At 64.5% G+C, this 22470-nt stretch carries 21 protein-coding genes and 1 pseudogene; 11 read left to right on the forward strand and 11 right to left on the reverse strand.

Going from position 1 to position 22470, the window contains the following annotated elements; translation table 11 throughout:
* Complete coding sequence (gene ltnD, locus JJE66_RS25310) at positions 1-918, reverse strand: L-threonate dehydrogenase (protein ID WP_200517185.1); 918 nt, start codon at positions 916-918, stop codon at positions 1-3.
* 97 nt (positions 919-1015) lie between these two features.
* Between ltnD and JJE66_RS25315 the strand changes: the two genes are divergently transcribed.
* Positions 1016-1696, forward strand: a complete 681-nt coding sequence (locus JJE66_RS25315; protein WP_200517186.1) for an aldolase — start codon at positions 1016-1018, stop codon at positions 1694-1696.
* Between the two features lie 35 nt (positions 1697-1731).
* Here JJE66_RS25315 and JJE66_RS25320 read toward each other — a convergent pair whose 3' ends face one another.
* The 6 genes from JJE66_RS25320 to JJE66_RS25345 form a co-directional block, all read right to left on the reverse strand.
* On the reverse strand, positions 1732-2436 hold the full coding sequence (locus JJE66_RS25320; RefSeq protein WP_200517187.1) for an ABC transporter ATP-binding protein: 705 nt from the start codon (positions 2434-2436) through the stop codon (positions 1732-1734).
* Positions 2420-3151, reverse strand: a complete 732-nt coding sequence (locus tag JJE66_RS25325; RefSeq protein WP_200517188.1) for an ABC transporter ATP-binding protein — start codon at positions 3149-3151, stop codon at positions 2420-2422. The genes JJE66_RS25320 and JJE66_RS25325 overlap by 17 nt, the downstream gene beginning before the upstream one ends.
* Entirely contained in the window at positions 3148-4131 is a 984-nt protein-coding gene (locus JJE66_RS25330) for a branched-chain amino acid ABC transporter permease (RefSeq protein WP_200517189.1), read from the reverse strand. The genes JJE66_RS25325 and JJE66_RS25330 overlap by 4 nt, the downstream gene beginning before the upstream one ends.
* Positions 4131-4964, reverse strand: coding sequence for a branched-chain amino acid ABC transporter permease (locus JJE66_RS25335; protein WP_246756658.1), 834 nt, complete (start codon positions 4962-4964; stop codon positions 4131-4133). The genes JJE66_RS25330 and JJE66_RS25335 overlap by 1 nt, the downstream gene beginning before the upstream one ends.
* Before the next feature lie 221 nt (positions 4965-5185).
* Positions 5186-6430: an ABC transporter substrate-binding protein gene (locus JJE66_RS25340; RefSeq protein WP_200517191.1), complete on the reverse strand. Its 1245-nt coding sequence runs from the start codon at positions 6428-6430 to the stop codon at positions 5186-5188.
* Positions 6431-6519: 89 nt separating this feature from the next.
* Positions 6520-7335, reverse strand: a complete 816-nt coding sequence (locus tag JJE66_RS25345; RefSeq protein WP_200517192.1) for a putative hydro-lyase — start codon at positions 7333-7335, stop codon at positions 6520-6522.
* A gap of 119 nt (positions 7336-7454) precedes the next feature.
* On the opposite strand from JJE66_RS25345, the gene JJE66_RS25350 reads away from it, so the two are divergent.
* Genes JJE66_RS25350 through JJE66_RS25365 form a run of 4 tightly spaced genes read left to right on the forward strand, consistent with a single transcriptional unit; the run spans position 7455 to position 11665 of the window.
* The gene (locus JJE66_RS25350) at positions 7455-8372 is read left to right on the forward strand and encodes a LysR family transcriptional regulator (protein WP_200517193.1); all 918 of its coding nucleotides are present in this window, start codon (positions 7455-7457) and stop codon (positions 8370-8372) included.
* 30 nt (positions 8373-8402) lie between these two features.
* Positions 8403-9653, forward strand: a complete 1251-nt coding sequence (locus tag JJE66_RS25355; RefSeq protein WP_200517194.1) for a Zn-dependent hydrolase — start codon at positions 8403-8405, stop codon at positions 9651-9653.
* Between the two features lie 15 nt (positions 9654-9668).
* Entirely contained in the window at positions 9669-10580 is a 912-nt protein-coding gene (locus JJE66_RS25360; protein WP_200517195.1) for an NAD(P)-dependent oxidoreductase, read from the forward strand.
* Between the two features lie 11 nt (positions 10581-10591).
* On the forward strand, positions 10592-11665 hold the full coding sequence (locus tag JJE66_RS25365) for a malate/lactate/ureidoglycolate dehydrogenase (protein WP_200517196.1): 1074 nt from the start codon (positions 10592-10594) through the stop codon (positions 11663-11665).
* A gap of 135 nt (positions 11666-11800) precedes the next feature.
* Here the strand turns inward: JJE66_RS25365 and JJE66_RS25370 are convergent, their stop codons facing one another.
* Entirely contained in the window at positions 11801-12874 is a 1074-nt protein-coding gene (locus JJE66_RS25370) for a tartrate dehydrogenase (protein WP_200517197.1), read from the reverse strand.
* A 157-nt stretch (positions 12875-13031) separates the two neighbouring features.
* On the opposite strand from JJE66_RS25370, the gene JJE66_RS25375 reads away from it, so the two are divergent.
* A complete protein-coding gene (locus JJE66_RS25375; RefSeq protein ID WP_200517198.1) occupies positions 13032-13808 on the forward strand; it encodes an SDR family oxidoreductase in 777 nt (258 codons plus the stop codon).
* A 50-nt stretch (positions 13809-13858) separates the two neighbouring features.
* Positions 13859-15274, forward strand: coding sequence for an amidase (locus JJE66_RS25380; protein ID WP_200517199.1), 1416 nt, complete (start codon positions 13859-13861; stop codon positions 15272-15274).
* A gap of 14 nt (positions 15275-15288) precedes the next feature.
* Here the strand turns inward: JJE66_RS25380 and JJE66_RS25385 are convergent, their stop codons facing one another.
* Both JJE66_RS25385 and JJE66_RS25390 read right to left on the reverse strand, forming a co-directional pair.
* Positions 15289-16395: an amino acid ABC transporter permease gene (locus JJE66_RS25385; protein ID WP_200517200.1), complete on the reverse strand. Its 1107-nt coding sequence runs from the start codon at positions 16393-16395 to the stop codon at positions 15289-15291.
* 2 nt (positions 16396-16397) lie between these two features.
* Positions 16398-17584 (reverse strand): annotated as a pseudogene (locus tag JJE66_RS25390) (amino acid ABC transporter permease).
* An 86-nt stretch (positions 17585-17670) separates the two neighbouring features.
* Between JJE66_RS25390 and JJE66_RS25395 the strand changes: the two are divergent.
* From JJE66_RS25395 to JJE66_RS25410, 4 genes are all read left to right on the forward strand, one after another.
* On the forward strand, positions 17671-18543 hold the full coding sequence (locus JJE66_RS25395; protein WP_200517201.1) for a MurR/RpiR family transcriptional regulator: 873 nt from the start codon (positions 17671-17673) through the stop codon (positions 18541-18543).
* Between the two features lie 3 nt (positions 18544-18546).
* The gene (locus JJE66_RS25400) at positions 18547-19896 is read left to right on the forward strand and encodes an aspartate aminotransferase family protein (RefSeq protein ID WP_200517202.1); all 1350 of its coding nucleotides are present in this window, start codon (positions 18547-18549) and stop codon (positions 19894-19896) included.
* A gap of 12 nt (positions 19897-19908) precedes the next feature.
* Positions 19909-20922: an amino acid ABC transporter substrate-binding protein gene (locus JJE66_RS25405; protein WP_200517203.1), complete on the forward strand. Its 1014-nt coding sequence runs from the start codon at positions 19909-19911 to the stop codon at positions 20920-20922.
* 145 nt (positions 20923-21067) lie between these two features.
* Positions 21068-21712 carry an aspartate/glutamate racemase family protein gene (locus JJE66_RS25410; RefSeq protein ID WP_200517204.1) on the forward strand — a complete coding sequence of 215 codons (645 nt, stop codon included), beginning with the start codon at positions 21068-21070 and terminating at the stop codon, positions 21710-21712.
* Here JJE66_RS25410 and JJE66_RS25415 read toward each other — a convergent pair.
* On the reverse strand, positions 21709-22356 hold the full coding sequence (locus tag JJE66_RS25415; RefSeq protein WP_200517205.1) for a TetR/AcrR family transcriptional regulator: 648 nt from the start codon (positions 22354-22356) through the stop codon (positions 21709-21711). The two genes, JJE66_RS25410 and JJE66_RS25415, sit on opposite strands and share 4 nt — an antisense overlap.
* Between the last annotated feature and the right edge of the window lie 114 nt (positions 22357-22470).

The raw sequence follows: 22470 nt of genomic DNA on the forward strand, positions 1-22470 counted from the left end.
CTACTTGTCGCCGGGAAGTTTTACGCCGGTGACCTGCGCATACATCCGCGCCACCGACGCATCATCGTCGCGGCCCATGCCGGCGGCTGATGTCATCAGGAACATCTGGAGCGCGGCTGCCGAAATCGGCACCGGGAATCTGGCGTTGCGCGCCATGTCCTGGATGATGCCGAGATCCTTGACGAAGATCTCGACCGCACTGCGCGGCGTGTAGTCGCCGTCGAGCACGTGCGGCATACGGTTCTCGAACATCCAGGAATTGCCGGCGGACGCCGTGATCACCTCATAGACCTTGCGGATGTCGAGGCCCTGCTTGGCGGCGAAGGCGATGGCTTCGCTGGCGGCAGCGATATGCACGCCGGCCAGCAGCTGGTTGATCATCTTGAATGCGGCGCCCTGCCCCGCGGTATCGCCGAGCTCGTAGAGCTTTGCCGCCATGGCATCAAGCGCCGGTCGCGCCATTGCAAATGCTGTCGGGCTGCCGGACGCGAGGATCGTCAACTCGCCCTGCGCGGCACGCTGCGCACCGCCCGAGATCGGCGCATCCAGATAATGCCGACCGGTCGCCTCCAACTGCTTTGCGAGGCGCCGCGCTACGTCGGGATCCATGGTGGCGGAGGAGATGAAGACACTGTCCTTCGGCATGGTCTCCGCAGCGCCGTCCTTGCCGAACAGAATCGTTTCGGTCTGCACGGCATTGACGACAACGCTGACGACGATGTCCGCGCCCTTGGCTGCCTCCGTCGGAGTCTTCGCGCCAGCGCCGCCGTCCGTCACGAAGCGCGCCACGGCATCGGCCGAAACGTCGCAGCCGGTGACGGCGTGGCCGGCCCGCTTCAGCGAAGTCGCCATGCCGTATCCCATCGAGCCGAGCCCGATGACGGCGATACGCTGATTTTGTGATGTGGAGGCGGACATGCAACTAACCCTTGCGAACGTTTCCCGGCCTTTTGCGGCGGCTCTCGTCTCGAATAACACGGCTTGGCCGCGCTGCCAAAGCGTGAGACAAGCAGACATGACGGCCATGAGAACTGAAACGAGCAACGAGACAAGGCTGCGTGAGGATATCTGCCGCTTCGGACGGTCCCTGTTCGAACGCGGGCTGACGCCGGGCTCCTCCGGCAATATCAGCGTCAGGCTGGATGGCGGCGGCTGGCTGGTGACGCCGACCAACGCCTCGCTTGGCTTCCTCGATCCCGCGCTGTTGTCGCGGCTGGACGATCAGGGCCGGCTGATTTCGGGCGATCCGCCGACCAAGGAAGTTCCGCTGCACACCGCACTCTACGACACGCGCGGAAGCGCGCGCGCGATCGTGCATCTGCACTCCACCCATTCGGTCGCGCTCTCGATGCTGCCCGAGATCGATCCGCGCGCCGCGCTGCCGCCGATGACGGCCTACTACCTGATGAAATGCGGCGCCACGGCGCTCGTGCCCTATTACCGCCCCGGTGATCCCGCGGTGGCGGATGCGATCAAGGGCCTGGCGGGAAAATATTCATCCGTGCTGCTCGCTAATCACGGCCCCGTGGTCGCCGGCGACACGCTGGAGGCGGCGGTGTTCGCGATGGAGGAGCTGGAGGAGACGGCGAAGCTGTACCTGCTGCTGCGCGGGATGAACCCGCGGTATCTGTCGCCCGAGCAGGTGACGGATCTGGTGAAGGTGTTCGGGGTGACACTGCCGGAGCATGGGCGTTGAGCCCGGAGCCCTTGTCATTGTGGTAACGGTCGCGCCTACAGCCCCAGATACGCCTTCCGCACCTCCGGATTGCCCTTGATCTCCGCGGCCGCGCCCTGCATCAGCACGCGGCCGGTTTGCAGGATGTAGGCGCGGTCGGCGATCTCGAGGCACTCGGCCATGCGCTGCTCGACGATCAGGACGGTCATGCCGGCGTCGCGAATGCGCAAGACAGCCTGGAAAATCTCGTCGACCAGCTTCGGCATGATGCCTTGCGAGGGCTCGTCCAGCATCAACAGCCGCGGGCGCGTCATCAGCGCGCGACCGATCGCGAGCATCTGCTGCTCGCCACCGGAGAGCGTTTCGGCACGCTGTTCAAGACGTTCGGACAGGCGCGGAAACAGCTGGAAGACGAGATCGAGCGGTCCCTCACGATCCGCGTCATCGCGGTAGAGATAGCTGCCGAGGCGGAGATTGTCGCGCACCGACAGGCGCGGGAACAGGCGGCGGTTCTCCGGCACATAGGCAATGCCGGTGGCGGTGACGTGATGCTGCGCCATGCCGTCGAGGCGCTTGCCGTCGAAGATCACGGTGCCCGAGCGCGGCCGCTCGGCGCCGGCGATGGATTTGAGCAGCGTCGACTTACCCGCGCCATTGGCGCCGGCGACGCAGACGATCTCGCCCTTCTCGACCTCGATCGAGACCGCGGAGATCGCGACCAGGCCCTGATAGGCGGTCGTGACTTCATGCACCGACAGCATGACGATCTCCCAGATATGCGCTGATCACCTTGGCATCGCGGACGACGTCAGACGGCTTGCCCTCGACGAGCACCTTGCCGAGGTCGAGCACGATGGCGCGGTCGACCAGCGGCATCACGATCTCCATGACGTGCTCGACCATTAGCACGGTGATGCCGGCATCGCGCACCTTGCGCACCAGCGCCACGCCGGTCTGCGCCTCCGTCGGCGTCAGGCCGGTGAGGACTTCGTCGAGCAGAAGCAATTTCGGTTCAGTCGCGAGCGCGCGGGCGACTTCGAGACGGCGCTTCTCGGCCGGCACGAGATCGCTCGCGAGCACGTCGGCGCGGGTGGCAAGGCCGGTGAATTCCAGCACCTCATAGGCCTTGCGGCGCGCCACACGCATCACGGTGTTGCGGACGAGCGCGCCGACGATGACGTTGTCGATGACCGTCATGGTCTCAAAGCTCTTGACGACCTGAAAGGTGCGTCCGACGCCGCGCTGGCAGCGTTCCGCCGCCGGCATTGCCGTGACGTCTTCGCCATCGAACCAGATTGATCCCTGGGTCGGCGGCAGCACGCCGGCGATCAGATTGAACAGCGTCGATTTGCCGGCGCCGTTGGGGCCGATCAGGCCGACGATCTCGCCGCGGCCGACCGAGATCGAGACATCACTGTTGGCGACGAGGCCACCAAAACGCTGCCAGACGCCGCGGGTTTCAAGGAGCGCGGTCATCGCGTGGCTCCCTTCGCTTTTGCGCGCGAGAACAGGCTCACCAGTCCTTGCGGCAGCGCCAGCGAGATCGCCACGATCAGCGCGCCGTACACGATGAGGTCAACGCCGCGGCCGGAGCCGCCGATATAGGAGCGCGTCAGCTCCGTCATCGGAATCAGGATAGTGGCGCCAAGCACCGGACCCCAGAGGGTGCCGATGCCGCCGAGCACCGCCGGGAGCGCCATCAGCAGCGAGAATTGGAAGCCCATCACGCTCTCAGGATCGATATAGGCGAGAAACTGTGCATAGAAGGCGCCGCCGATGGCAACGAGGAAAGCCGAGACCGCAGCCGCGCCCATCTTGGAGTTGAACACGACCACGCCGAGGCTCTCGGCCGCTTCCGGATTGTCCTTCACTGCGCGCCACCAAAAACCCCATTTGGAGTCCTCTAACCACCAGGTGACGAACCAGGCCAGGCAACACAGCGCCAGCGCGAAATAGAAATACGGCAGCTTGCTGCGCATGAACTGGAATTTCAGCCAGCTGTCGCCGCGCACCTGAACGGTGATTCCCATCGCGGCCCCGGCCCAATCCCAGTTCTGGAACAGCAGTAGCCCGATCTCGGCGATGACGATGGTCGCAATCACGAAGTAATGGCCGCGCAGACGGAAGAAGGGATAGCCGAGCCCCATCGCGATGACAGCCGCAACCGCGCCGCCGGCGAGCATGCCGAACCAGGGCAGCACGCCGAATTTGGTGAACAGCAGCTCGGTGGTGTAGGCGCCGATGCCGAAATAAAGCGCGTGGCCCAGCGAGATCTGCCCGCAATAGCCGGACAGGATGTTCCAGCTCTGGGACAGCGCCGCATACATTAGGGTCAGGATCAGGATGTTCTGGATATAGACGTCCTTGATGAACAGCGGCGCGAGCGCTGCGAGTCCGGCCAGCACTGCGGCGATGATGAGGTCGCGGCGCCGCCGCGCGGTAAAATGCTTGTCCATCACATCTGTCCGAACAGGCCGCGCGGCCGGATGAAGACAACGAGCAGATAGACGGCGTAGATGCCGACCGATTTCAGCGAGGGCGGCAGCACCAGCGCAGTCGTGGCCTCGACGAGGCCGACGATGATGCCGCCGGCAAAGGCGCCGAACACGCTGCCGAAGCCGCCGAGCGCCACCGTGACATAGGCGATCAGCGCAAAGGACGCGCCGACATCGGGATAGATATAGAAGAAGCTCGCCATGATCGCCCCGGCGAGACCGACCAGCGCGGCGCCAAGCCCCCAGCCGAGCGCGAACACGCGGTTCTTGTCGATGCCGACGAGGGCAACCGCGCCGGGATCTTCACGGGTGGCCTCCAGCGCGCGGCCGAAATCGGTGCGATGGATGAAGAGATAGAGCCCCGCAAAGGCCAGGATCGAGACCAGCGCGCCCATCAGCTGCGGCTCGGGCAGGAAGATGCCGGCGATCGAGATCGTCTTGCCGCCGAGCCAGGAATGCGGAACGCTGCGATAGTCCGGCGTGAAGAAGAACTGCGCGAGCCCGCGCATCACGATGGCGAGGCCGAAGGTGGAGAAGATCTGCACCATGCCGGCGTTGGCCTTGGCCCGCATGGCGAAGCGCACGACCAACAGATAGACCACCGCACCGAACACGAACAGCGCGGCGGCAACCAGCGGCGCCGACAGCAAGGGATCGATCGCGAAGAACGTGAACAGGAAGAAGGACACGTACATCGCGATCATCAGGAACTCGCCATGGGCGAAGTTCACGACGTCCATCAGGCCGAAGATCAGCGCGAGGCCGACGGCGATCAGTCCGTAGAGCAGGCCCATCAGGAGGCCGCTCGCGAGACTTTGGATAATGGTTTGGGCTGTCAAAAGTCCGTCCCCCGAATTGCGTCCTCATCCTGAGGAACGCGCCCCGGCGCGCGTCTCGAAGGATGGCCCACCCTCGTCCTTCGAGACGCGGGCTGCGCCCGCTCCTCCAGCGACAACGGCTTCGCCGTTGCGCAGGGATGAGGGCGGGAGCTACGTCTGAGCTCCCGCTTCTGTACTTACTTCATCGGCCAGGTCGCTTCCGCGATCGCGGCCTGCGGCGGGAAGATGGTGACGAATTTGCCGCCGACATATTGCAGCAGCACCGGGTCGGCGTCGTTGTTCTGGCCCATCTCGTCGAACTTGACGCGCTTCCACGGCATGATGGTCTGCTCGCCCGGGATGTCGGTCGCCGCCAGCGCATCGCGGATCTTCTCGCCGTCGGTCGACTTGGCGCGGTTGATGGCGTCGGCCAGGATGATCAGGCCCATGAACTGGCGCGAGGTGAGGTCGTTGAAGTCCTTGCCCGACCGCGCCTTGAACATCTGGTTGATCTTGCCGACCATCGGACGCTTCTGCGCGAGGTCGAGCGAGAAGGTGCCGCGCGAGATCACGCCTTCGAGCTTGTCGCCGACGGCGTCGTAGAGCGCCTTCTCGGAGAAGCCGGCGTCCTGTGCCACGATCGCGTTCGGCTTGTAGCCGAGCTCGCCCATGGTCTTGACCAGGAGGATGCCGTCGGTGGTGTAGCTTGAGGGCATCAGCACATCGGCATTGGCGCTCTTGAGTTGCTGCACCTCGGCCGAGAGCGAGGGCGAATTGGCGCGATACTTGATGTCGGAAACGATCTTGTAGCCGCGCTCGCCGGCGATCTTGGCCTGGGCGTTGCCGGAATCGGTGCCGAAGATGGTGTCCTCGTGGAACAGCGCGAGCGTCTCGATCTTGGTGCCTTTCTTCTTCAGGGCATCGAAGAAGTCGAACATCGCGGCAGAGTACATTTCGTCATGCGGCGCGGCGCGGAAGTAATATTTCAGGCCGCGGCGATGCAAGCTCGGCGAGGAGTTGTCGGCGGAGACGAACGGGATCTGATAGCGTTCGCAGATCTGGCTGACGGTGACGGCGACCGCGCTTTGATAGGTGCCGATGATAGCGCAGACCTTCTCCTGCGTGATCAGGCGCTCGGCTTCGGCGCGGCCCTTCTGCGGATCGGCCTGGTGGTCGGCGAACACGAGGCGGACTTTTGCGCCGCCGAGGCCCGGCAGGCCTTCGCCCTTCGCCAGCGGCAGATCGAAATCGGTGCTCTTGTTGATGACTTCGAGAGCGGTCTCATAGGCCTTCTGCGCATCGACGCCCTGCTGGGCGCTGCCGCCGGAGAACGGATAGATGACGCCGATCACGACTTCCGAGATCTGGGCGCGTGCAGCGAGCGGCACCAACGCGGCAGTGGCGGTGGCACCGAGCAACACGTCGCGGCGAGAGATCGTCATGGCAAAGTCCTCTGTTACTGAATTTCGGCTGATCGAATGAAGCGATTGATGGATGGCGTAAAGCCCGAAGAAGCAGCAAATGCTGCCCACTAAATCACGGCCATGGTCCTGTTCTTCAGATCGGTGATCAGCATCAAGCCGGGCGAATGCGTGATCGCGAACGGCAGCTTGGCGGCGTTGATCACCGATTGCGGCGTGACGCCGCACGCCCAGAACACCGGAATCTCGTCATCGGCGACAGGCACGGGATCACCGTAGTCGGGCTTGGCGATGTCCTTGATGCCGATCAGATGCGGATGGCCGAGATGCACGGGCGCGCCGTGCACGGCGGGATAGCGCGAGGTGATCTGCACCGCGCGGATCGCATCAGCCGGCTTGAACGGGCGCATCGAGACCACCATCGGACCGGCAAACGGGCCGGCCTCGCCGCAGGCGATGTTGGTGCGGTACATCGGCACGCGCACGTTCTGCTCGATGTGACGGATCGGCATGCCCTCGTCGAGCAGCGCCTCTTCGAACGAGAACGAGCAGCCGAGCACGAAGGTCACGAGATCGTCGCGCCAATGCCTGGTCACGTCGGTCGGCTCGTCCACGACTTCGCCGTCGCGCCAGACGCGGTAGCGCGGCACGTCGGTGCGGATGTCGAGATCGGCGCCGAGCGCGGGGATGTGCGGGCTGCCAACGTCGGACATGCCGATGATCGGGCACGGTTTCGGATTGAGCTGGCAGAAGCGATGAAAGGCGCTGGCGTATTCCGCCGGCAGAATCGCCAGATTGCCCTGGACGAAGCCGGGGGCCACGCCGGCGGTCGAGGCGACCTGGCCGCCGCGATAAGCCAGCCGCGCTTGGCGGCTCGGAAGGGTGTCGGGCGTTTCAGTTTGCTGCGCTGCCACCAAAACAGTCATGTGATCGACCTGCCTATAAACTCGACAAAGACAGCCAACACCAAGCGTGCTATAAAGTCTAATCGTCCTTTCTAATCGATATCGATAAATTTGGTTTATCGATCAGGAAAATCCTTCCAATGCTGGACTTCAGGTCGATCGAAACCTTCCTTTGGGTTGTGAAGCTCGGCAGCTTCCGGGGGGCTGCAGCACGGCTCAATACGACCCAGCCGGCGATCTCCCAGCGCATCGCCCAGCTCGAGCGCGAGATGGGCGTCAAACTCCTCAACCGCGATCATCGCGTCGCCTCGCCGACCCCGAGCGGCCGGCAGATGATGGTCTATGCCGAGAAGCTGATCGGCCTGCGCGCCGCGATGATGGCCGAGATCGGCGATCGCTCGGCGATGCGCGGCGTGATGCGGCTCGGCGTCGCCGAGACCATCGTGCATACCTGGCTGCCGCGGCTGGTGAAGAGCATGAACGAAGTCTATCCGAACCTGTCGCTGGAGATCGAGGTCGACATCACGCCGAACCTCACCGCGCGCCTGCTCGCACAGGAAATCGAGCTCGCCTTCGTGGTCGGACCGCTGTCGGCCCCCGGCGTGCACAACCGCGTGCTCGCCGACTATCCGATCGGCTTTCTCGCAAGTCCCTCGCTCGGGCTCGGCCATGGCCCGGTGACGCCGGCGGAACTTGCACGGTTTCCGATCATCACCTTCCCGCGCAAGACCAAGCCTTACGAGGTGGTCCGCGAGGTGTTCGACCGGCCGGAGCTGCCGCCGATCCGTCTCCATGCCTCCGCGTCGCTTGCAACCGTGATCCACATGGCGGTGGAAGGTCTCGGCATTGCCGTCATCCCCGACGCCATTGTCGAAAGCGAGCTCGCCGACGGGCGGCTGCAACTGCTCGACACTGACCTGCAAATCACGCCGCTGACATTCACCGCGAGCTGGCTCGCCTCGCCCGATGTCGTGGCGGTGCAGCGCGTCGCTGAGCTTGCATGTCAGATTGCGCAGGGCAGCCTCGCGGTTGACGCGCCCGCGCTGGCGCGTCATTGAAAAGACGCCGGACACACGAGAGACTGACGCATGAGCCGAGCCGCGACCAACCTGCAAATTGATTCCGCCCGCCTCTGGGACTCCATTCACGAGACCGCGCAATTCGGCGCAACGGCCAAGGGCGGCGTGCGACGGCTGACACTGAGCAGCGAAGACAAGCAGGTGCGCGACTGGTTCCGAAAGGCTTGCGAGGACGCCGGCCTTGAAGTGCATGTCGATGCGCTCGGATCACAGTTCGGCCTGCGCAAGGGCCGCGACATGTCGAAGCCGCCCGTCGGCATCGGCTCGCATCTCGATACCCAGCCGACCGGCGGAAAGTATGACGGCATTTTGGGCACGCTCGGCGCGCTCGAAGTCATCCGCACGCTCAACGATGCCGGCATCGAGACCGAGGCGCCGATCTGCATCGTCAACTGGACCAATGAGGAAGGCTCGCGCTTCGCACCCGCAATGATGGCGTCCGCGGCCTATGTCGGCGATTTCACCACCGACGACATCCTGTCGCGCAAGGATATCGACGGCACGACCGTCGGTCAGGCGCTCGACAGCATCGGCTATCGCGGCGACAAGCCGGTCGGCTTCCAGAAGCTCGGCTGCTTCGTCGAGCTGCACATCGAGCAGGGGCCGATTTTGGAGGCTGAGGGCAAGACCATCGGGGTGGTCGATTCCGGCCAGGGCGTGCTCTGGTACGACGGCAAGATTTCCGGCTTCGAGAGTCATGCGGGGTCGACGCCGATGCCGCTGCGGCGTGACGCGCTGGCAACGCTGTCGGAGATCGTGCTGGCGATGGAGGCGATTGCTAGGAAGCATGGACCAAAAGCCGTCGGCACCATCGGCGAGGCCGTGATCGCAAATCCCTCGCGCAACGTCATCCCCGGCGAAATCGCCTTCACCATGGATTGCCGCAGCGCGGATGGCGCGATCATGGATGCACTCGACCGCGACCTGCGCGCCGCCATTGCCGAGATCGCCGCGCGTCGCAAGGTCGAGGTCAAGGTTGACCTCGTCTGGCGCAAGCCGCCGACGCATTTCGATCCGAAACTGATCGCGGCCGTCGAGAACGCGGCGGAGACGCTCGGCTATTCCTCTCGCCGCATCACCTCCGGCGCCGGCCACGACGCCTGCAACCTCAACACCGTCATGCCGGCGGCGATGGTGTTCGTGCCCTGCAAGGACGGCATCAGCCACAACGAGCTGGAGGACGCCACGCAGCCCGACTGCGCCGCGGGCACCAACGTGCTGATGCATACCGTGCTGGCGATCGCCGGCGTCGCGTCCTGATTGGAGAGTAACGCCATGCGCGGAGTTTTCGTCGACGCCAATGAAACGCTCGCCGTGATCATGGAGCGGCTGGAAAAGCCCGGCGATCCCAAAGTGCGGATCCACAGGAATCCCGACATCAAGCCGGAGCAATATCCTGAGATCCTCGACGGCGCAGAGATCGCGATCGTCGACCACACTGCATTACCAACCGAGGTCGCCAAGAAGTGCGCGGGCCTCAAGCACGTCGTGTTCCTCGGCACCGGTGCGCGCAGCTACATGAATCCGGAAGAACTCGCCGAACTCGGTATCTCGGTGCACCTCATCAAAGGCTATGGCGACACGGCGGTCGCAGAGGCGGCGATCGCGCTGATGTGGGCCTCGTCCCGCGGCATCGCGATGATGGATCGCGAGATGCGCGTCGGCAACTGGCTGCGCGAGGACGGCATGCAGCTGACCGGCAAGACGCTCGGCCTGATCGGCTTCGGCGGCATTGCCGCTGAGGTCGCGCGCATTGCGTCCGGCAGCGGCATGAAGGTGATCGCCTGGAACCGCTCGCCGAAGAGCCATCCCGGCGTCGAATTCACCGATCTCGACGCGGTGCTGGCGAGAAGCGACGTCGTTTCGCTGCATCTGCTGCTCAACGACGAGACGCGGGGCATGATCACGCGCGAGAAGATCGCGCAGATGAAGCCCGGCATCATCCTCATCAACACCGCGCGCGCCGCGGTCGTGGACGAGCAAGCGATGATCGACGCGCTGAAATCGGGGCACATCCGCCACGCCGGTCTCGATGTTTTCAACATCGAGCCGCTGCCCGGCGATCATCCGCTGACCAAGCTGCCGAACGTGACGCTATCAGCGCATTCGGCGTTCCGGACACCGGAAGCGAGCGAGAACCTGATTGAAGCGGCCTGGGAGCACTGCCGCCGGATCGTGAAAGGATAAGAGCAACAACAATGGCCGACTATCGCACCATCAAGGCACAGCCGCTCATCAACGTCGTCCGTGCCATCGTCAAGGCGGGCGGGTCCACGGACCGCGAGGCCGAGCTCGTATCCACCAACCTCGTCGAGGCCAACCTCAAGGGACACGACTCGCACGGCGTCGGCATGATCCCGCGCTATGTCCAGAGCGTCACCACGGGCGGCCTCGCCGTGAACCAGCATGTCAAGATCGTGCTCGATACCGGTCCGCTTCTCACCCTCGACGGCCTCACCGGCTACGGGCAGGTGATCGGCCATGAAGCGATGGAGCTGGCGGCAGAGCGCGCCAAGCGCAACGGCGTGTGTCTCGTCGGCCTCTCCAACGCGCACCACATCGGCCGCATCGGCCACTGGGCCGAGCAGTGCATCGACCACGGGCTGGTGTCGATCCACTTCGTCAACGTGATCTCGCGCCCGATCGTGGCGCCCTGGGGCGGCAGCGATGCCCGCCACGGCACCAACCCGTTCTGCGTTGGCATCCCGCGCAAGGACAAAGAGCCGATCGTGCTCGATTTCGCCACCAGCAGGATCGCGCAAGGCAAGACCCGGGTCGCCCATAACAAGGGCGCCGAACTCGAGCCCGGCACCATCATCGACAATGATGGCAAGCCCACGGTCAATCCGCGCTACACCGTGATCCCGCCGTACGGCGCCATCCTGCCGTTCGGCGAGCACAAGGGTTCGGGGCTCGCGCTGGTGTGCGAAATCCTCGGCGGCGCGCTGTCCGGCGGGCAGGTGGTCAAGGGTCCGTCCGACGGCAAGTACAACGTCCTGAACGGCATGCTCTCGATCGTCATCGACCCGAGCAAGCTTGGCACGAGCGAAAACCTCGCACGCGAAGTCGAAAGCTTCGTCGCCTGGCACACCGGCTCACCGCCCACTCCCGGCGTCGACAAGGTCAAGATCGCCGGCGAGCCAGAGCGCGAGACCAAGAAGAAGCGGCTGGCCGAAGGCATTCCGATCGATCCGACCACTTGGCAGGAGATTCTGGAGGCCGGGAAGAAGTTCGGGCTGGATCAGACCGCGATCGAAGAGATCGTGGGGTAAGCGGGCGGAGGCAGAAATCGTAGGGTGGGTTAGCCCTGCAGATGCGCGAAGCGCATCTGCTCGGCGTAACCCACCACTTCTCGCGCGGCGACAAGGTGGGCTACGCCTTCGGCGAACCCACCCTACGCAAGCTCATCAATCAACCATGTCCGCGACCGCCTTGCCGCAGGCGGTCGTATCGGCATTGCCGCCGAGATCCTTGGTGCGCAGCGTGCGCTCAGCCAGCGTGCGCTCGATCGCGTCGACAATCGACTTGCCGGCGACCTTCTCGCCCAGATGCTCGAGCATCATCGCGCCCGACCAGATCGCGCCGATCGGGTTGGCAATGCCCTGCCCCGCGATGTCAGGCGCCGAGCCGTGCACCGGCTCGAACACCGACGGGAAATCGCCCTCCGGATTGATGTTGCCCGATGGCGCGATGCCGATCGTTCCGGTGCAGGCCGGGCCGAGATCGGACAGGATGTCGCCGAACAGGTTGGAGCCGACGACGACATCGAACCAGTCCGGATGCAGCACGAAGTTCGCTGTCAAAATATCGATGTGGTACTTGTCCCACTTCACGCCCGGAAACTTCTTGGCCATCGCCTCCACGCGCTCGTCCCAATAGGGCATGGTGATGGAGATGCCGTTGGATTTGGTCGCCGAGGTCAAATGCTTCTTCGGCCGCGACTGCGCGAGTTCGAAGGCAAACTTCAGGATGCGGTCCACGCCCACGCGAGTCATTACGGTCTGCTGCGTCACGAACTCGCGGTCGGTGTCCGGGAACATGCGGCCGCCGACCGAGGAATATTCGCCTTCGGTGTTCTCGCGCACCACCCAGAAATCGATATCGCCGGGCTTGCGGCCCGCCAGAGGCGACGGCACGCCCGGCATCAATCGCACCGGGCGCAAATTTACATACTGGTCGAACTCGCGGCGAAACTTGATCAGCGAACCCCACAGCGAGACATGATCCGGAATCTTGGCCGGCCAGCCGACCGCGCCGAAATAGATCGCATCGTGCTTGCCGATCTTTTCCTTCCAGTCATCGGGCATCATCTGGCCGTGCTTCTCGTAATAGTCGTAAGACGAGAAATCGAAATGGTCGAAATGCAGGGCCACGCCGTGCTTCTTGGCCGCTGCCTCCAAAACGCGCAGGCCCTCGGGCATCACTTCCTTGCCGATGCCGTCGCCGGGAATGACTGCGATCCGGTATTGTTTCTTGCTCATCGAGAACGTCCTTTTTGGGTCCGGCAGCCGCCGCCTTTTTTGACCGCACTGCAATGGACCAAACTCGGCGGCAGTGCAACGCTGCACTGCAATGTTGACCATGGCGCGGCCGGCAGCCTACTGATTTCATTCTGTTCCCATCCTGCGAGTAACCCCCATGGATCTGCATCTGCGTGGCAAGCGCGTCCTGATCACGGGCGCGTCCAAGGGCATTGGCGCAGCTGCCGCCGAGGCGTTCGCCGAGGAAGGCGCTCACCTGCTGCTCGCTGCCCGCAGCGGCGATCAGCTCAAGACGTTGGCCGACCGCCTGCGTTCGGCGCACCAGATCGATGCCGCGACCAGCATCGTGGATTTGCGCAAGACCGAGGACCTCGCGCGGCTCGCCAAGGAGGCCGCCGACATCGACGTGCTCGTCAATAATGCCGGCGACATCCCTGGCGGCTCCATCGACAAGATCGACGAAACCACCTGGCGGCACGCCTGGGAATTGAAGGTGTTCGGCTACATCAACCTCACGCGGCAGATCTATGCGCAGATGAAGGCCAAGGGCGGCGGCGTCATCGTTAACGACATCGGTGCAGCCGGCGAGAAATTCGACGCCAATTACATCTGCGGCAGCGCCGGCAACGCCGCGCTGATGGCCTTCACCCGCGCGCTCGGCGGCAAGAGCCTCGCCGACAACATCCGGGTGGTCGGCATTAATCCCGGCCCGGTCGGCACCGACCGTCACGTCACGCTGCTGAAGACGCGGGCAAAACATCAGTTCGGCGACGAGAGCCGCTACAAGGAATTCCAGAAAGGCCTGCCACTCGGCCGCCCCGCGCACGCGCGCGAGATCGGCGATCTCATGGCGTTCCTGGCGTCGGACCGTGCTGGCTATACGTCCGGCGTGATTTATACGGTGGACGGCGGCATCAGCGCCGGATGGGGTTAGATTTTTCCATCATTGCGAGCGAAAAGTAAGTAAGCCTGGGAGTAGAGTACTTGTCTCAAGAGTTGATCCGCGAAACCGCGTGTGCCGTCGTCGACAAGCTGCGCTCCGGCGACACCTCTCCGCTCGAACTGCTGGATGTCATGGAGAAGCGCGTCAGCGAGATGGACGGCAAGGTCAACGCGCTGCCGACGCTGTGCTTCGATCGCGCGCGAACCAACGCGAAAGAACTGATGCGGAAGCCGGCCGGCGCGCGCGGGCTACTCGCGGGTCTGCCGGTGCCGATCAAGGACCTGACCGATGTCGCAGGCGTGCTGAACACCCAAGGCTCACCGATCTACCGGGATAACATCCCCAAGACGTCCGACCTCATGGTCGAGAATCTCGAGGCCAATGGCGCGGTCGTTTACGCCAAGTCGAACACACCGGAATTCGGTGCCGGCGCCAACACCTTCAACGAGGTGTTCGGCGCAACGCTCAATCCCTGGGACACGACGAAATCGGCAGCCGGCTCCTCCGGCGGCGCCGCGGTAGCGCTCGCCACCGGCATGGCCTGGCTCGCGCAAGGATCCGACATGGGCGGCTCCCTGCGCAGCCCCGCCGCCTTCTGCGGCGTCGTCGGCATGCGCCCGAGCATCGGCCGCGTCGCGCACACCCCGAAATCGGGCATCGATCGCAATCTCGGCGTCGTGGGCCCGATGGCGCGCAATGTCGAAGATCTCGCATTGCTGTTAGATGCCATGAGTGGTGACTACCCGGACGATCCGCTCTCGCTGCCGGCGCCTGCGATCTCGTTCCTGTCGGCCGCGCAATCGGGCAAGAGGCCGAAGCGCATCGCCTATTCGCCCGATCTCGGCATCACGCCTGTTGATCCCGAGGTCAAGGCGATCACGCGCAAGGCGGCCGAACGTTTTGCCGAAGCCGGAGCGATCGTCGAGGAGGCGCATCCGGACTGGCGCGAGGCGCATGAGTGCTTCCATGTGCTGCGTGCCTTCGATTTTGCGATCACCAAGGCCAATCTGCTGCGCACCAAGCGCGACCTGCTCAAGCCCGAGGTGATCTGGAACATAGAAGAGGGCCTCAAGCTCACTGTCGAGCAGCTCGCACGCGCGGAAGCCCAGCGCGTCGGCATGACCGCGCGCGCGATCGAGTTCTTCAAGACCTACGATCTCCTGCTGACGCCGACTACGATCGTGCCGCCCTTCCCGATCGAGAACCGCTATGTCGCCGCATGCGCCGGCAAGACCTTCGAGAATTACGTCGAATGGCTCGGGATCGTCTACGCCATCACGCTCGCCTGCTGCCCGTCGCTGTCGCTGCCCTGTGGATTCACCGCTTCCGGCCTGCCGGTCGGCCTGCAGGTCGTCGGCGCGCCGCGCGCCGATGCGGAGGTGATCGCGGGCGCAAAGGTGCTGGAGGACATTTTGGGTCTACGCGGGCAGACGCCGATCGATCCGCGGGTGAAGTAGCACAACTGAGGGGATCACCGTTCCCTCATCGCCTCCAAGCTCCGGCTATAACGCGACATCGCAAAGCAGAAGACAAAGTAGATCGCGGCGACGAAGAGGTAGACCTCGACCGAAAACTGTTGCCAGGCGGGATCGATGATCGCGGTCTTCGCCGTCGTCAGCAGATCGAAGATGCCGATGATCAGCACCAGGCTGGTGTCCTTGAAGAACGCGATGAAGGTGTTGACCAGCGGCGGGATGACGTGGCGGATCGCCTGCGGCAGCACGATCAGCCGGTGCTTGCGCCAATAAGACAGCCCCAACGCATCGGCCGCTTCATATTGCCCGCGCGGCACGGCCTGGAGGCCGCCGCGGATCACCTCGGCAAGATAAGCGCCCGCGAACAGAATGATCGCGATCTGCGCCCGCAGCAGCTTGTCGATGTTAAATCCCGCAGGCATGAACAGTGGAAACATCACGCTTGCCATGAACAGCAGGCTGACCAGCGGCACGCCGCGGATCAGCTCGACATAGAGCACTGAGAGCGAACGGATCGCCGGCAGCTTCGAGCGTCGGCCGAGCGCAACGAGGATGCCGAGCGGGAAACCAAACGCCAATCCGAACGTCGCCAGGATCAGCGTCACCGGCAATCCACCCCAGCGGTCCTGCGAGACGAAGGCGAGCCCGAACACGCCGCCCCACATCAGCACGCTGATCATCGCCAGCGCGCCGATCCAGAGCAAAGCGAGTTCGCGCCTCCAGAAGGCGCGGCGCGTGGAGAGATAGAACAACGCGATGAACAGCAACACGGACAGCGCCGGCCGCCACTGCTCGTCGAACGGATAGGTACCGAACAGAATGAAACGGTATTTCTCGGGGATGACCGCCCAGCAGGCGCCAAGGCCGCGCACCGCCTTGCAGGCGGTGGAATCATTGGCCGGCGTAAGCCAGACCGCATTGGCGATGCCCCACTGCGCGAAACCGACCGCGCCCTTCCCCAGCACCGCCAGCAAGACGACCGTAAGAATGCCGTTGGAGATCGACGAGAACAGATTGGTGCGCAGCCAGCGGAGCACCGGGTTGCCGATTTGCGGAGGGCGGGCGGCACGGGGCAAGTCCGGCATGTCGGTGATCGCCGTCATGCTCAACGCTCCGCCAGCGCGATGCGCGCATTGTACCAGTTCATGAAGAAGCTGATGCCAAGACTGATGGTGAGGAAGACGGCCATGATCAGCGCGATCGCCTCGATCGCCTGCCCGGTCTGGTTCAGCGTGGTGTTGGCGATCGAGACCACGTCCTGATAGCCGATGGCCACCGCGAGCGAGGAGTTCTTGGTCAAATTGAGATACTGGCTCGTCATCGGCGGCACGATGACGCGCAGCGCCTGCGGCAGGATGATCTGCCGCAGCATGAAGCTGCGGCGCAGGCCGAGCGCGCTGGCGGCATCCCACTGACCTCGCGGCACCGACTGGATGCCGCTGCGCACGATCTCGGCGATGAAGGCCGAGGTATAGGTGACGAGCGCGATCAATAGCGCGAAATATTCCGGCGCAAGCGTCAGCCCGCCGACGAAGTTGAAGCCGCGCAGCTGCGGCCACTCGATGGTCCAGGATACCCCGAGCAGCAGCGACACCGCCGCCGGCAGCACGACAATGAGACCAAGCGCAAAGGGCCACGGGGCGCGCGGCTTGCCATCGCGCATCTGCTGCGCGACCAGCCATTGCTGAATGACATAGAACGCGGCACAGCCAAGCGCGGCCGCGCCGAGCACCCAAAGCTGCGGCGGCCCGAGCGGGATCGCCGGCAGGATCAAGCCGCGATTGGAGAGGAACACGCCCTCATCGGCCGCCACGCCGCGCGCGCGGCCGGCAACGCCTGCATCAGCACGTACCAGAACAGCAGTTGAAGCAGCAGCGGAATGTCGCGCAGGACTTCAACATAGGCCGCAGCGAACCGCGACAGCAGCCAGTTCGCCGAAAGCCGCGAGATTCCGATCAGCGTCCCCAGGATGGTCGCGAGCACGATGCCGATCACCGCGACACGCAACGTGTTGGCGACGCCGACGACGAAAGCCCAGAGGTAACTGTCCCTCGGATTGTAGGAAAGCAGGCTGTCGGAGATCGGCATCCCGGCTTCGCGGCCGAGAAAAGCAAAGCCGGTGGTGATGCGGCGGGCCGACAGGTTGGTGACGGTGTTGGACCAGAGGAAGGCGAGGAGCGCCACCGCAAGCCCGACCACCAGCACTTGCCAGAACAGGCCCTTCAATTCGCTTGGCCCGAGCGCGGCGAAGAAGCGACGGCGCGGCGGCGGCCTGGGACCATTTGATGTCACGGCACAAAAACCTTCTCAAAAGCAGTGATTTCCGGCGGCGCACGTCAACTGTTGCACCAATCGGCAATTCGTGCAACAAATGTTTCATGGCCGAGCCCGCGAAATCCTCGCCGCTGAGCGAACTGCGCATTGCGTTGCCATCGCTTCCGATGCGGTTGCAGGAGGTCGGGCGTTTCGTCGCGGCCAACGATTACGATGCCACCACCCGCTCGATGCGCGATCTCGCAGCGGAGGCCGGCGCTGATCCCGCCGCGTTCACGCGGCTTGCGAAAGCGATCGGCTATTCCGGCTGGGACGAATTACGCGCCGCGCTGACCGAGGCGCGGCGGCCCTCGCCGACCTCGCCCTTCTCCGGCCGTGCCAAGGGCCGCCGCCACGGTCCGAATGCCGATATCGCACTCGTCGCCGACAAGCTCGAAGCCGAGGCCGCAGGCCTGCCGCGCATCTCCGCGCATGCGATCGCGGACGCGGCCCGCGCGCTGCATGACGCCAAGCGGATCTGGATCACCGGCTATCGCAGCTGCCGTAGCGTCGCGGAATTGCTCAACTACGAGCTTCGGCTGTTTCGCCCGGAGCAAGTGCAGATCGTCGGTGCGTCCGGTCCTGACGATCTCGATCTCGGCGCGTTCCGCCCTGGCGAGGCCGTGATCGTCATCGGCTTCATGCCTTATACCCGCGCCAGCGTCCGTGTCGCACAGGCCGCCTATCGAGCAGGCGCGACCCTGATCGCGATCGCGGACAGTGTCGCAGCGCCGATGGCCGAGGGCGCCGATCACGTACTGCTGTTCGAAGCGGCCTCTTCGCCCGGCTTCTTCCCAAGCCTGACTGGCGCACTCGCAATCGCACAATCTCTGGCCGCGGTGACGTTCTCACTCGGCGGCACGGCTGCAAAGAAGCGCCTTCAGGATACCGAGGCGCGGCTCGCCGCAGCCTCCACCTACGTCTCGGAGAAAGGTTGACCCATGAGCACCCGCGCCAGCCGTGTGCTGCATCGTTCGCTGCGTGAGACGCCGCCCAAGGCGATCGGCGGCGAGGGCGTCTATCTCTTTGCCGAGGACGGCCGGCGCGTAATCGACGCCTCCGGCGGGGCTGCGGTCTCCTGCCTCGGCCATCAGCATCCGAGCGTGATCGCGGCGATGGCGAAGCAGGCCTCGACGCTCGCCTATGCCCACACCGCCTTCTTCTCCTCCGAGCCGGCGGAGCGGCTTGCCGAAACGCTGGTCGGCCACGAGCCCGGCGGTCTCGCCTACGCCTATTTCGTCAGCGGCGGATCGGAGGCGATCGAGGCCAGCATCAAGCTCGCGCGGCAATATTTCATCGAGCGTGGCGAGCCGCAGCGGCAGCATTTCATTGCGCGGCGGCAGAGTTATCACGGCAATACGCTCGGTGCGCTGGCCGCCGGCGGCAATGCCTGGCGTCGCGCGCCCTATGCGCCGCTGCTCTCCGCGGCATTCAGCCATGTGACGCCGGCCTTTGCCTATCACGAGAAGCATGACGTCGAATCAGATGCGCAGTTCGTGGCGCGACTCGCGGCCGAACTCGAGGCCGAGTTTCAACGGCTCGGCCCCGACACTGTTGCCGCGTTCCTCGCCGAGCCCGTCGTCGGCGCCACTGCAGGCGCGGTGACCGCGCCTGACGGCTACTTCAAGGCGGTGCGCGAGATCTGCGACCGGCACGGCGCGCTCTTGATCCTCGACGAGGTCATGTGCGGCATGGGCCGCACCGGCACGACGCACGCCTGGCAGCAAGAAGGCGTCGCGCCGGACATCCAAGCCATCGCGAAAGGGCTCGGCGGCGGCTACCAGCCGATCGGCGCGATGCTCGCGAGCGGCAAGATCATCGACACCATCCGCACGGGCTCGGGCGCGTTTCAGCACGGCCATACGTATCTGGCCCACCCCCTCGCCTGCGCGGCGGCGCTCGCGGTGCAGGATGTGATCCGCGAGGATCGCCTGCTCGACCGCGTCAAGGAACGCGGCAAGCAACTTGAGCAGCGCCTGACGGAGAGCTTCGGCAATCACCGCCATATCGGGGATATCCGGGGCCGCGGCCTGTTCTGGGCGATCGAGCTCGTCGCCGATCGCGCCAGCCGCATCGCGTTCGATCCGGCGCTCAAGCTGCACCAGAAGATCAAGGCGGAGGCCTTTGCCAACGGGCTCGGCTGCTATCCCGGCGGCGGCACCGTCGATGGCGTCCGCGGCGACCATGTGTTGCTGGCGCCGCCCTATATCGCGTCGGCTGACGAAATCGATCAGATCGTCGACAAGCTCGGCACAGCCGTCGACAACGTGTTGCGTAATGTCAATCACTGAGGGGAGAGTAGCATGATGAGGACAATGGTTATCGCGGCGGGCGTGCTCGCTGCATCAACGGTCGCAGCGTCGGCGGCGACGCTCGATACGGTGAAAAGCCGCGGCACGCTGGTGTGCGGCGTCAGCGCCGGCTTCGCCGGTTTCTCCGCACCGGACTCGCAAGGCAATTACAAAGGCCTCGACGTCGACTATTGCCGCGCGCTCGCGGCCGGCGTGCTCGGCGATCCCAACAAGGTGCGCTACGTCTCGCTGACCGCACAGAACCGCTTCACTGCGCTGCAATCGGGCGAGATCGATGTGCTCTACCGCAACTCGACGCAGACATATCTGCGCGGCGTCACGCTGGGCCTGCGGCAGGGCCCGATCAACTTCTACGACGGCCAGGGCTTTGTCGTGAAGAAGGATCTCGGCGTGAAGGAGATCAAGGACCTCAAGGGCGCCACCGTCTGCGTCGCACAGGGCACCACGCATGAGGTCACCCTCGGCGATTACGGCCGCGCCAACGGCATCGACTGGAAACCGCTGGTGTTCGACCGCGTCGACACCATGTACCAGACCTTCTTCGGCGGCCGCTGCGATGCCATGACCCAGGATGCCTCCGCGCTCGCCGGCGCCGTCACGACCGCCGCGCCGAACCCGGCCGACTATGTCGTGCTGCCGCAGACCATCAGCAAGGAGCCGCTTGGCCCCTTCACCCGCAACGGCGATGAAGTCTGGAGCGACATCATCACCTGGCTGCATTACGGCCTGATCGAGGCCGAAGAGCTCGGCGTGACGCAAGCCAATGTCGACGAGATGGCGAAGTCGCAGACGCCAGCCATCCAGCGCCTGCTGGGCACCTCCAGCGATCTCGGCTCGCGGCTCGGTCTCGACAACAAATGGCTGGTCACGGCTATCAAGGCCACCGGCAATTACGGCGAGATCTACGAGCGCAATGTCGGCAAGGCGAGCCCGCTCAAGCTCGAGCGCGGCCTCAATGGCCTCTGGAGCAAGGGTGGCTTGATGTACGCGGTGCCATTCAAGTGAACACGTCTCTCGTGTCCCGGACGCGCTGCAGCGTGCAACGCTGCTGCGCTGAGCCGGGATGCAGCGGCCACAATGGGCCCCGGCTCTGCAGCGCAATGACGCATTGCGCTGCGTCCGGGGCACGAGACTGAGGTACTCACGTTCAATGACGACGCCCCCGCGCATCGCCCTGATCCACGCTCTCAAGCATTCCATCGCTCCAATCGAGGCTGCGTTCGCGAAGGCGTGGCCGGAGGTGCGGCTGATGAACCTGCTCGACGACAGCCTGTCGGCAGACCTGGCACGCAATGGCGCGCTCAATGGCGCCATGACCGAGCGCTTTCTTGCGCTCGGCGATTATGCGACGGCGACCGGGGCGAACGCGATCCTGTTCACTTGCTCGGCCTTCGGCCCCTGCATCGAGGCCGTGGCGCGCGCGCACGCGCCGATGCCGGTGCTGAAGCCGAACCAGGCCATGATCGAACGGGCCGTAACAATGGGTAAAAAGATCGGCCTGCTTTCGACCTTCCCGCCGACGCTGGTCTCGATGCCGCCGGAGTTTCCGGCCTCCGTCCAGATCGTGCCGAAACTGGCCGAGGGTGCGCTGGCAGCACTCGACCGCGGCGAGCGCGCTACGCATGACCGGCTGATTGTCGAAGCGTCAAGGGAGCTGAGCGATTGCGATGTCATTGCACTGGCGCAGTTCAGCATCGCGGCAACCGCGCCGCTGGTCGCGAAGGCCACCGGCCGACCCGTCGTCACCACGCCGGACAGCGCAGTTGATGAGCTGATGAGGCGACTGAAGGCCTAGGCGCCGGCCTTTTTCTGACGCCGCGCGTCCTTGATCGCGACCGCGAGCGCCGCCTTTGTCTCGTTGACGAAATCCTCGACCAGCTCCTCGCGCGTGGCATGCGCCGCCTCGCCGGTAAACAGGCCCTGCTCGGCCAGCATCACGACACCATGCAATGCGGCCCAGATCTTGAGCGCCTGCCGCTCGCGCAAATAGCCGACCGCAGGTGCTTCCAGCGCCTCGATCACGAGTGCAAAGGTCTCGCGGGTCGCCTCGTGTAGCTCGCTGTCCTTGGCGGCGCAGGACACCGTGCGCGAGGCAAACATCAGCCGATAGATGCCATTGCGGCGCAGGCCGAAATCGAGCGTCGCCTGCGCCAGCCGCGACAGTTTTGACTGCTTCGATCGCCTCGCCATGGCCTCGCGCAAAATTGCGCTCAGCTGCCGGAACGCCTCCGCTGTTACGGCCGCAAGCAGCGCCTCGCGATCGGCGAAATGCCGATACGGCGCCGGCTGGGAAACGCCAAGCTGTTTTGCCAGCGCCTTGATGCTGATCGCTTCCACACCGCCCTGCTCCGCCTCGCGCAACGCGGCCTTGATCAGGGCGTCGCGGAGATCGCCATGGTGGTAAGTGTTCTCGGGCTTGCGAGCGAGTTGTGAACGCATGTTACGGCGAAGCCTATAAGTTTGCGCTTGACAGGGGAAGCCTGTCGCGAATGTAATAGCATATAACTTGGAATGAGCGGCGAACGCTGCGGACAACAGTGACAAGAGGAACCG

The organism is Bradyrhizobium diazoefficiens, from assembly GCF_016612535.1.
In the GTDB taxonomy this organism is placed as follows: Bacteria; Pseudomonadota; Alphaproteobacteria; order Rhizobiales; family Xanthobacteraceae; genus Bradyrhizobium; species Bradyrhizobium diazoefficiens_C.

Coding starts and splice junctions, on each gene's coding strand:
- JJE66_RS25395 (WP_200517201.1), top strand. CDS start 17,671: ATGGCCGAGCCCGCGAAATCCTCGCCGCTGAGCGAACTGCGCATTGCG.
- JJE66_RS25345 (WP_200517192.1), bottom strand. CDS start 7,335: ATGACTGTTTTGGTGGCAGCGCAGCAAACTGAAACGCCCGACACCCTT.
- ltnD (WP_200517185.1), bottom strand. CDS start 918: ATGTCCGCCTCCACATCACAAAATCAGCGTATCGCCGTCATCGGGCTC.
- JJE66_RS25350 (WP_200517193.1), top strand. CDS start 7,455: ATGCTGGACTTCAGGTCGATCGAAACCTTCCTTTGGGTTGTGAAGCTC.
- JJE66_RS25410 (WP_200517204.1), top strand. CDS start 21,068: ATGACGACGCCCCCGCGCATCGCCCTGATCCACGCTCTCAAGCATTCC.
- JJE66_RS25360 (WP_200517195.1), top strand. CDS start 9,669: ATGCGCGGAGTTTTCGTCGACGCCAATGAAACGCTCGCCGTGATCATG.
- JJE66_RS25315 (WP_200517186.1), top strand. CDS start 1,016: ATGACGGCCATGAGAACTGAAACGAGCAACGAGACAAGGCTGCGTGAG.
- JJE66_RS25370 (WP_200517197.1), bottom strand. CDS start 12,874: ATGAGCAAGAAACAATACCGGATCGCAGTCATTCCCGGCGACGGCATC.
- JJE66_RS25320 (WP_200517187.1), bottom strand. CDS start 2,436: ATGCTGTCGGTGCATGAAGTCACGACCGCCTATCAGGGCCTGGTCGCG.
- JJE66_RS25330 (WP_200517189.1), bottom strand. CDS start 4,131: ATGGACAAGCATTTTACCGCGCGGCGGCGCCGCGACCTCATCATCGCC.
- JJE66_RS25365 (WP_200517196.1), top strand. CDS start 10,592: ATGGCCGACTATCGCACCATCAAGGCACAGCCGCTCATCAACGTCGTC.
- JJE66_RS25405 (WP_200517203.1), top strand. CDS start 19,909: ATGATGAGGACAATGGTTATCGCGGCGGGCGTGCTCGCTGCATCAACG.
- JJE66_RS25335 (WP_246756658.1), bottom strand. CDS start 4,964: ATGGGCCTGCTCTACGGACTGATCGCCGTCGGCCTCGCGCTGATCTTC.
- JJE66_RS25325 (WP_200517188.1), bottom strand. CDS start 3,151: ATGACCGCGCTCCTTGAAACCCGCGGCGTCTGGCAGCGTTTTGGTGGC.
- JJE66_RS25355 (WP_200517194.1), top strand. CDS start 8,403: ATGAGCCGAGCCGCGACCAACCTGCAAATTGATTCCGCCCGCCTCTGG.
- JJE66_RS25375 (WP_200517198.1), top strand. CDS start 13,032: ATGGATCTGCATCTGCGTGGCAAGCGCGTCCTGATCACGGGCGCGTCC.
- JJE66_RS25385 (WP_200517200.1), bottom strand. CDS start 16,395: ATGACGGCGATCACCGACATGCCGGACTTGCCCCGTGCCGCCCGCCCT.
- JJE66_RS25400 (WP_200517202.1), top strand. CDS start 18,547: ATGAGCACCCGCGCCAGCCGTGTGCTGCATCGTTCGCTGCGTGAGACG.
- JJE66_RS25340 (WP_200517191.1), bottom strand. CDS start 6,430: ATGACGATCTCTCGCCGCGACGTGTTGCTCGGTGCCACCGCCACTGCC.
- JJE66_RS25415 (WP_200517205.1), bottom strand. CDS start 22,356: ATGCGTTCACAACTCGCTCGCAAGCCCGAGAACACTTACCACCATGGC.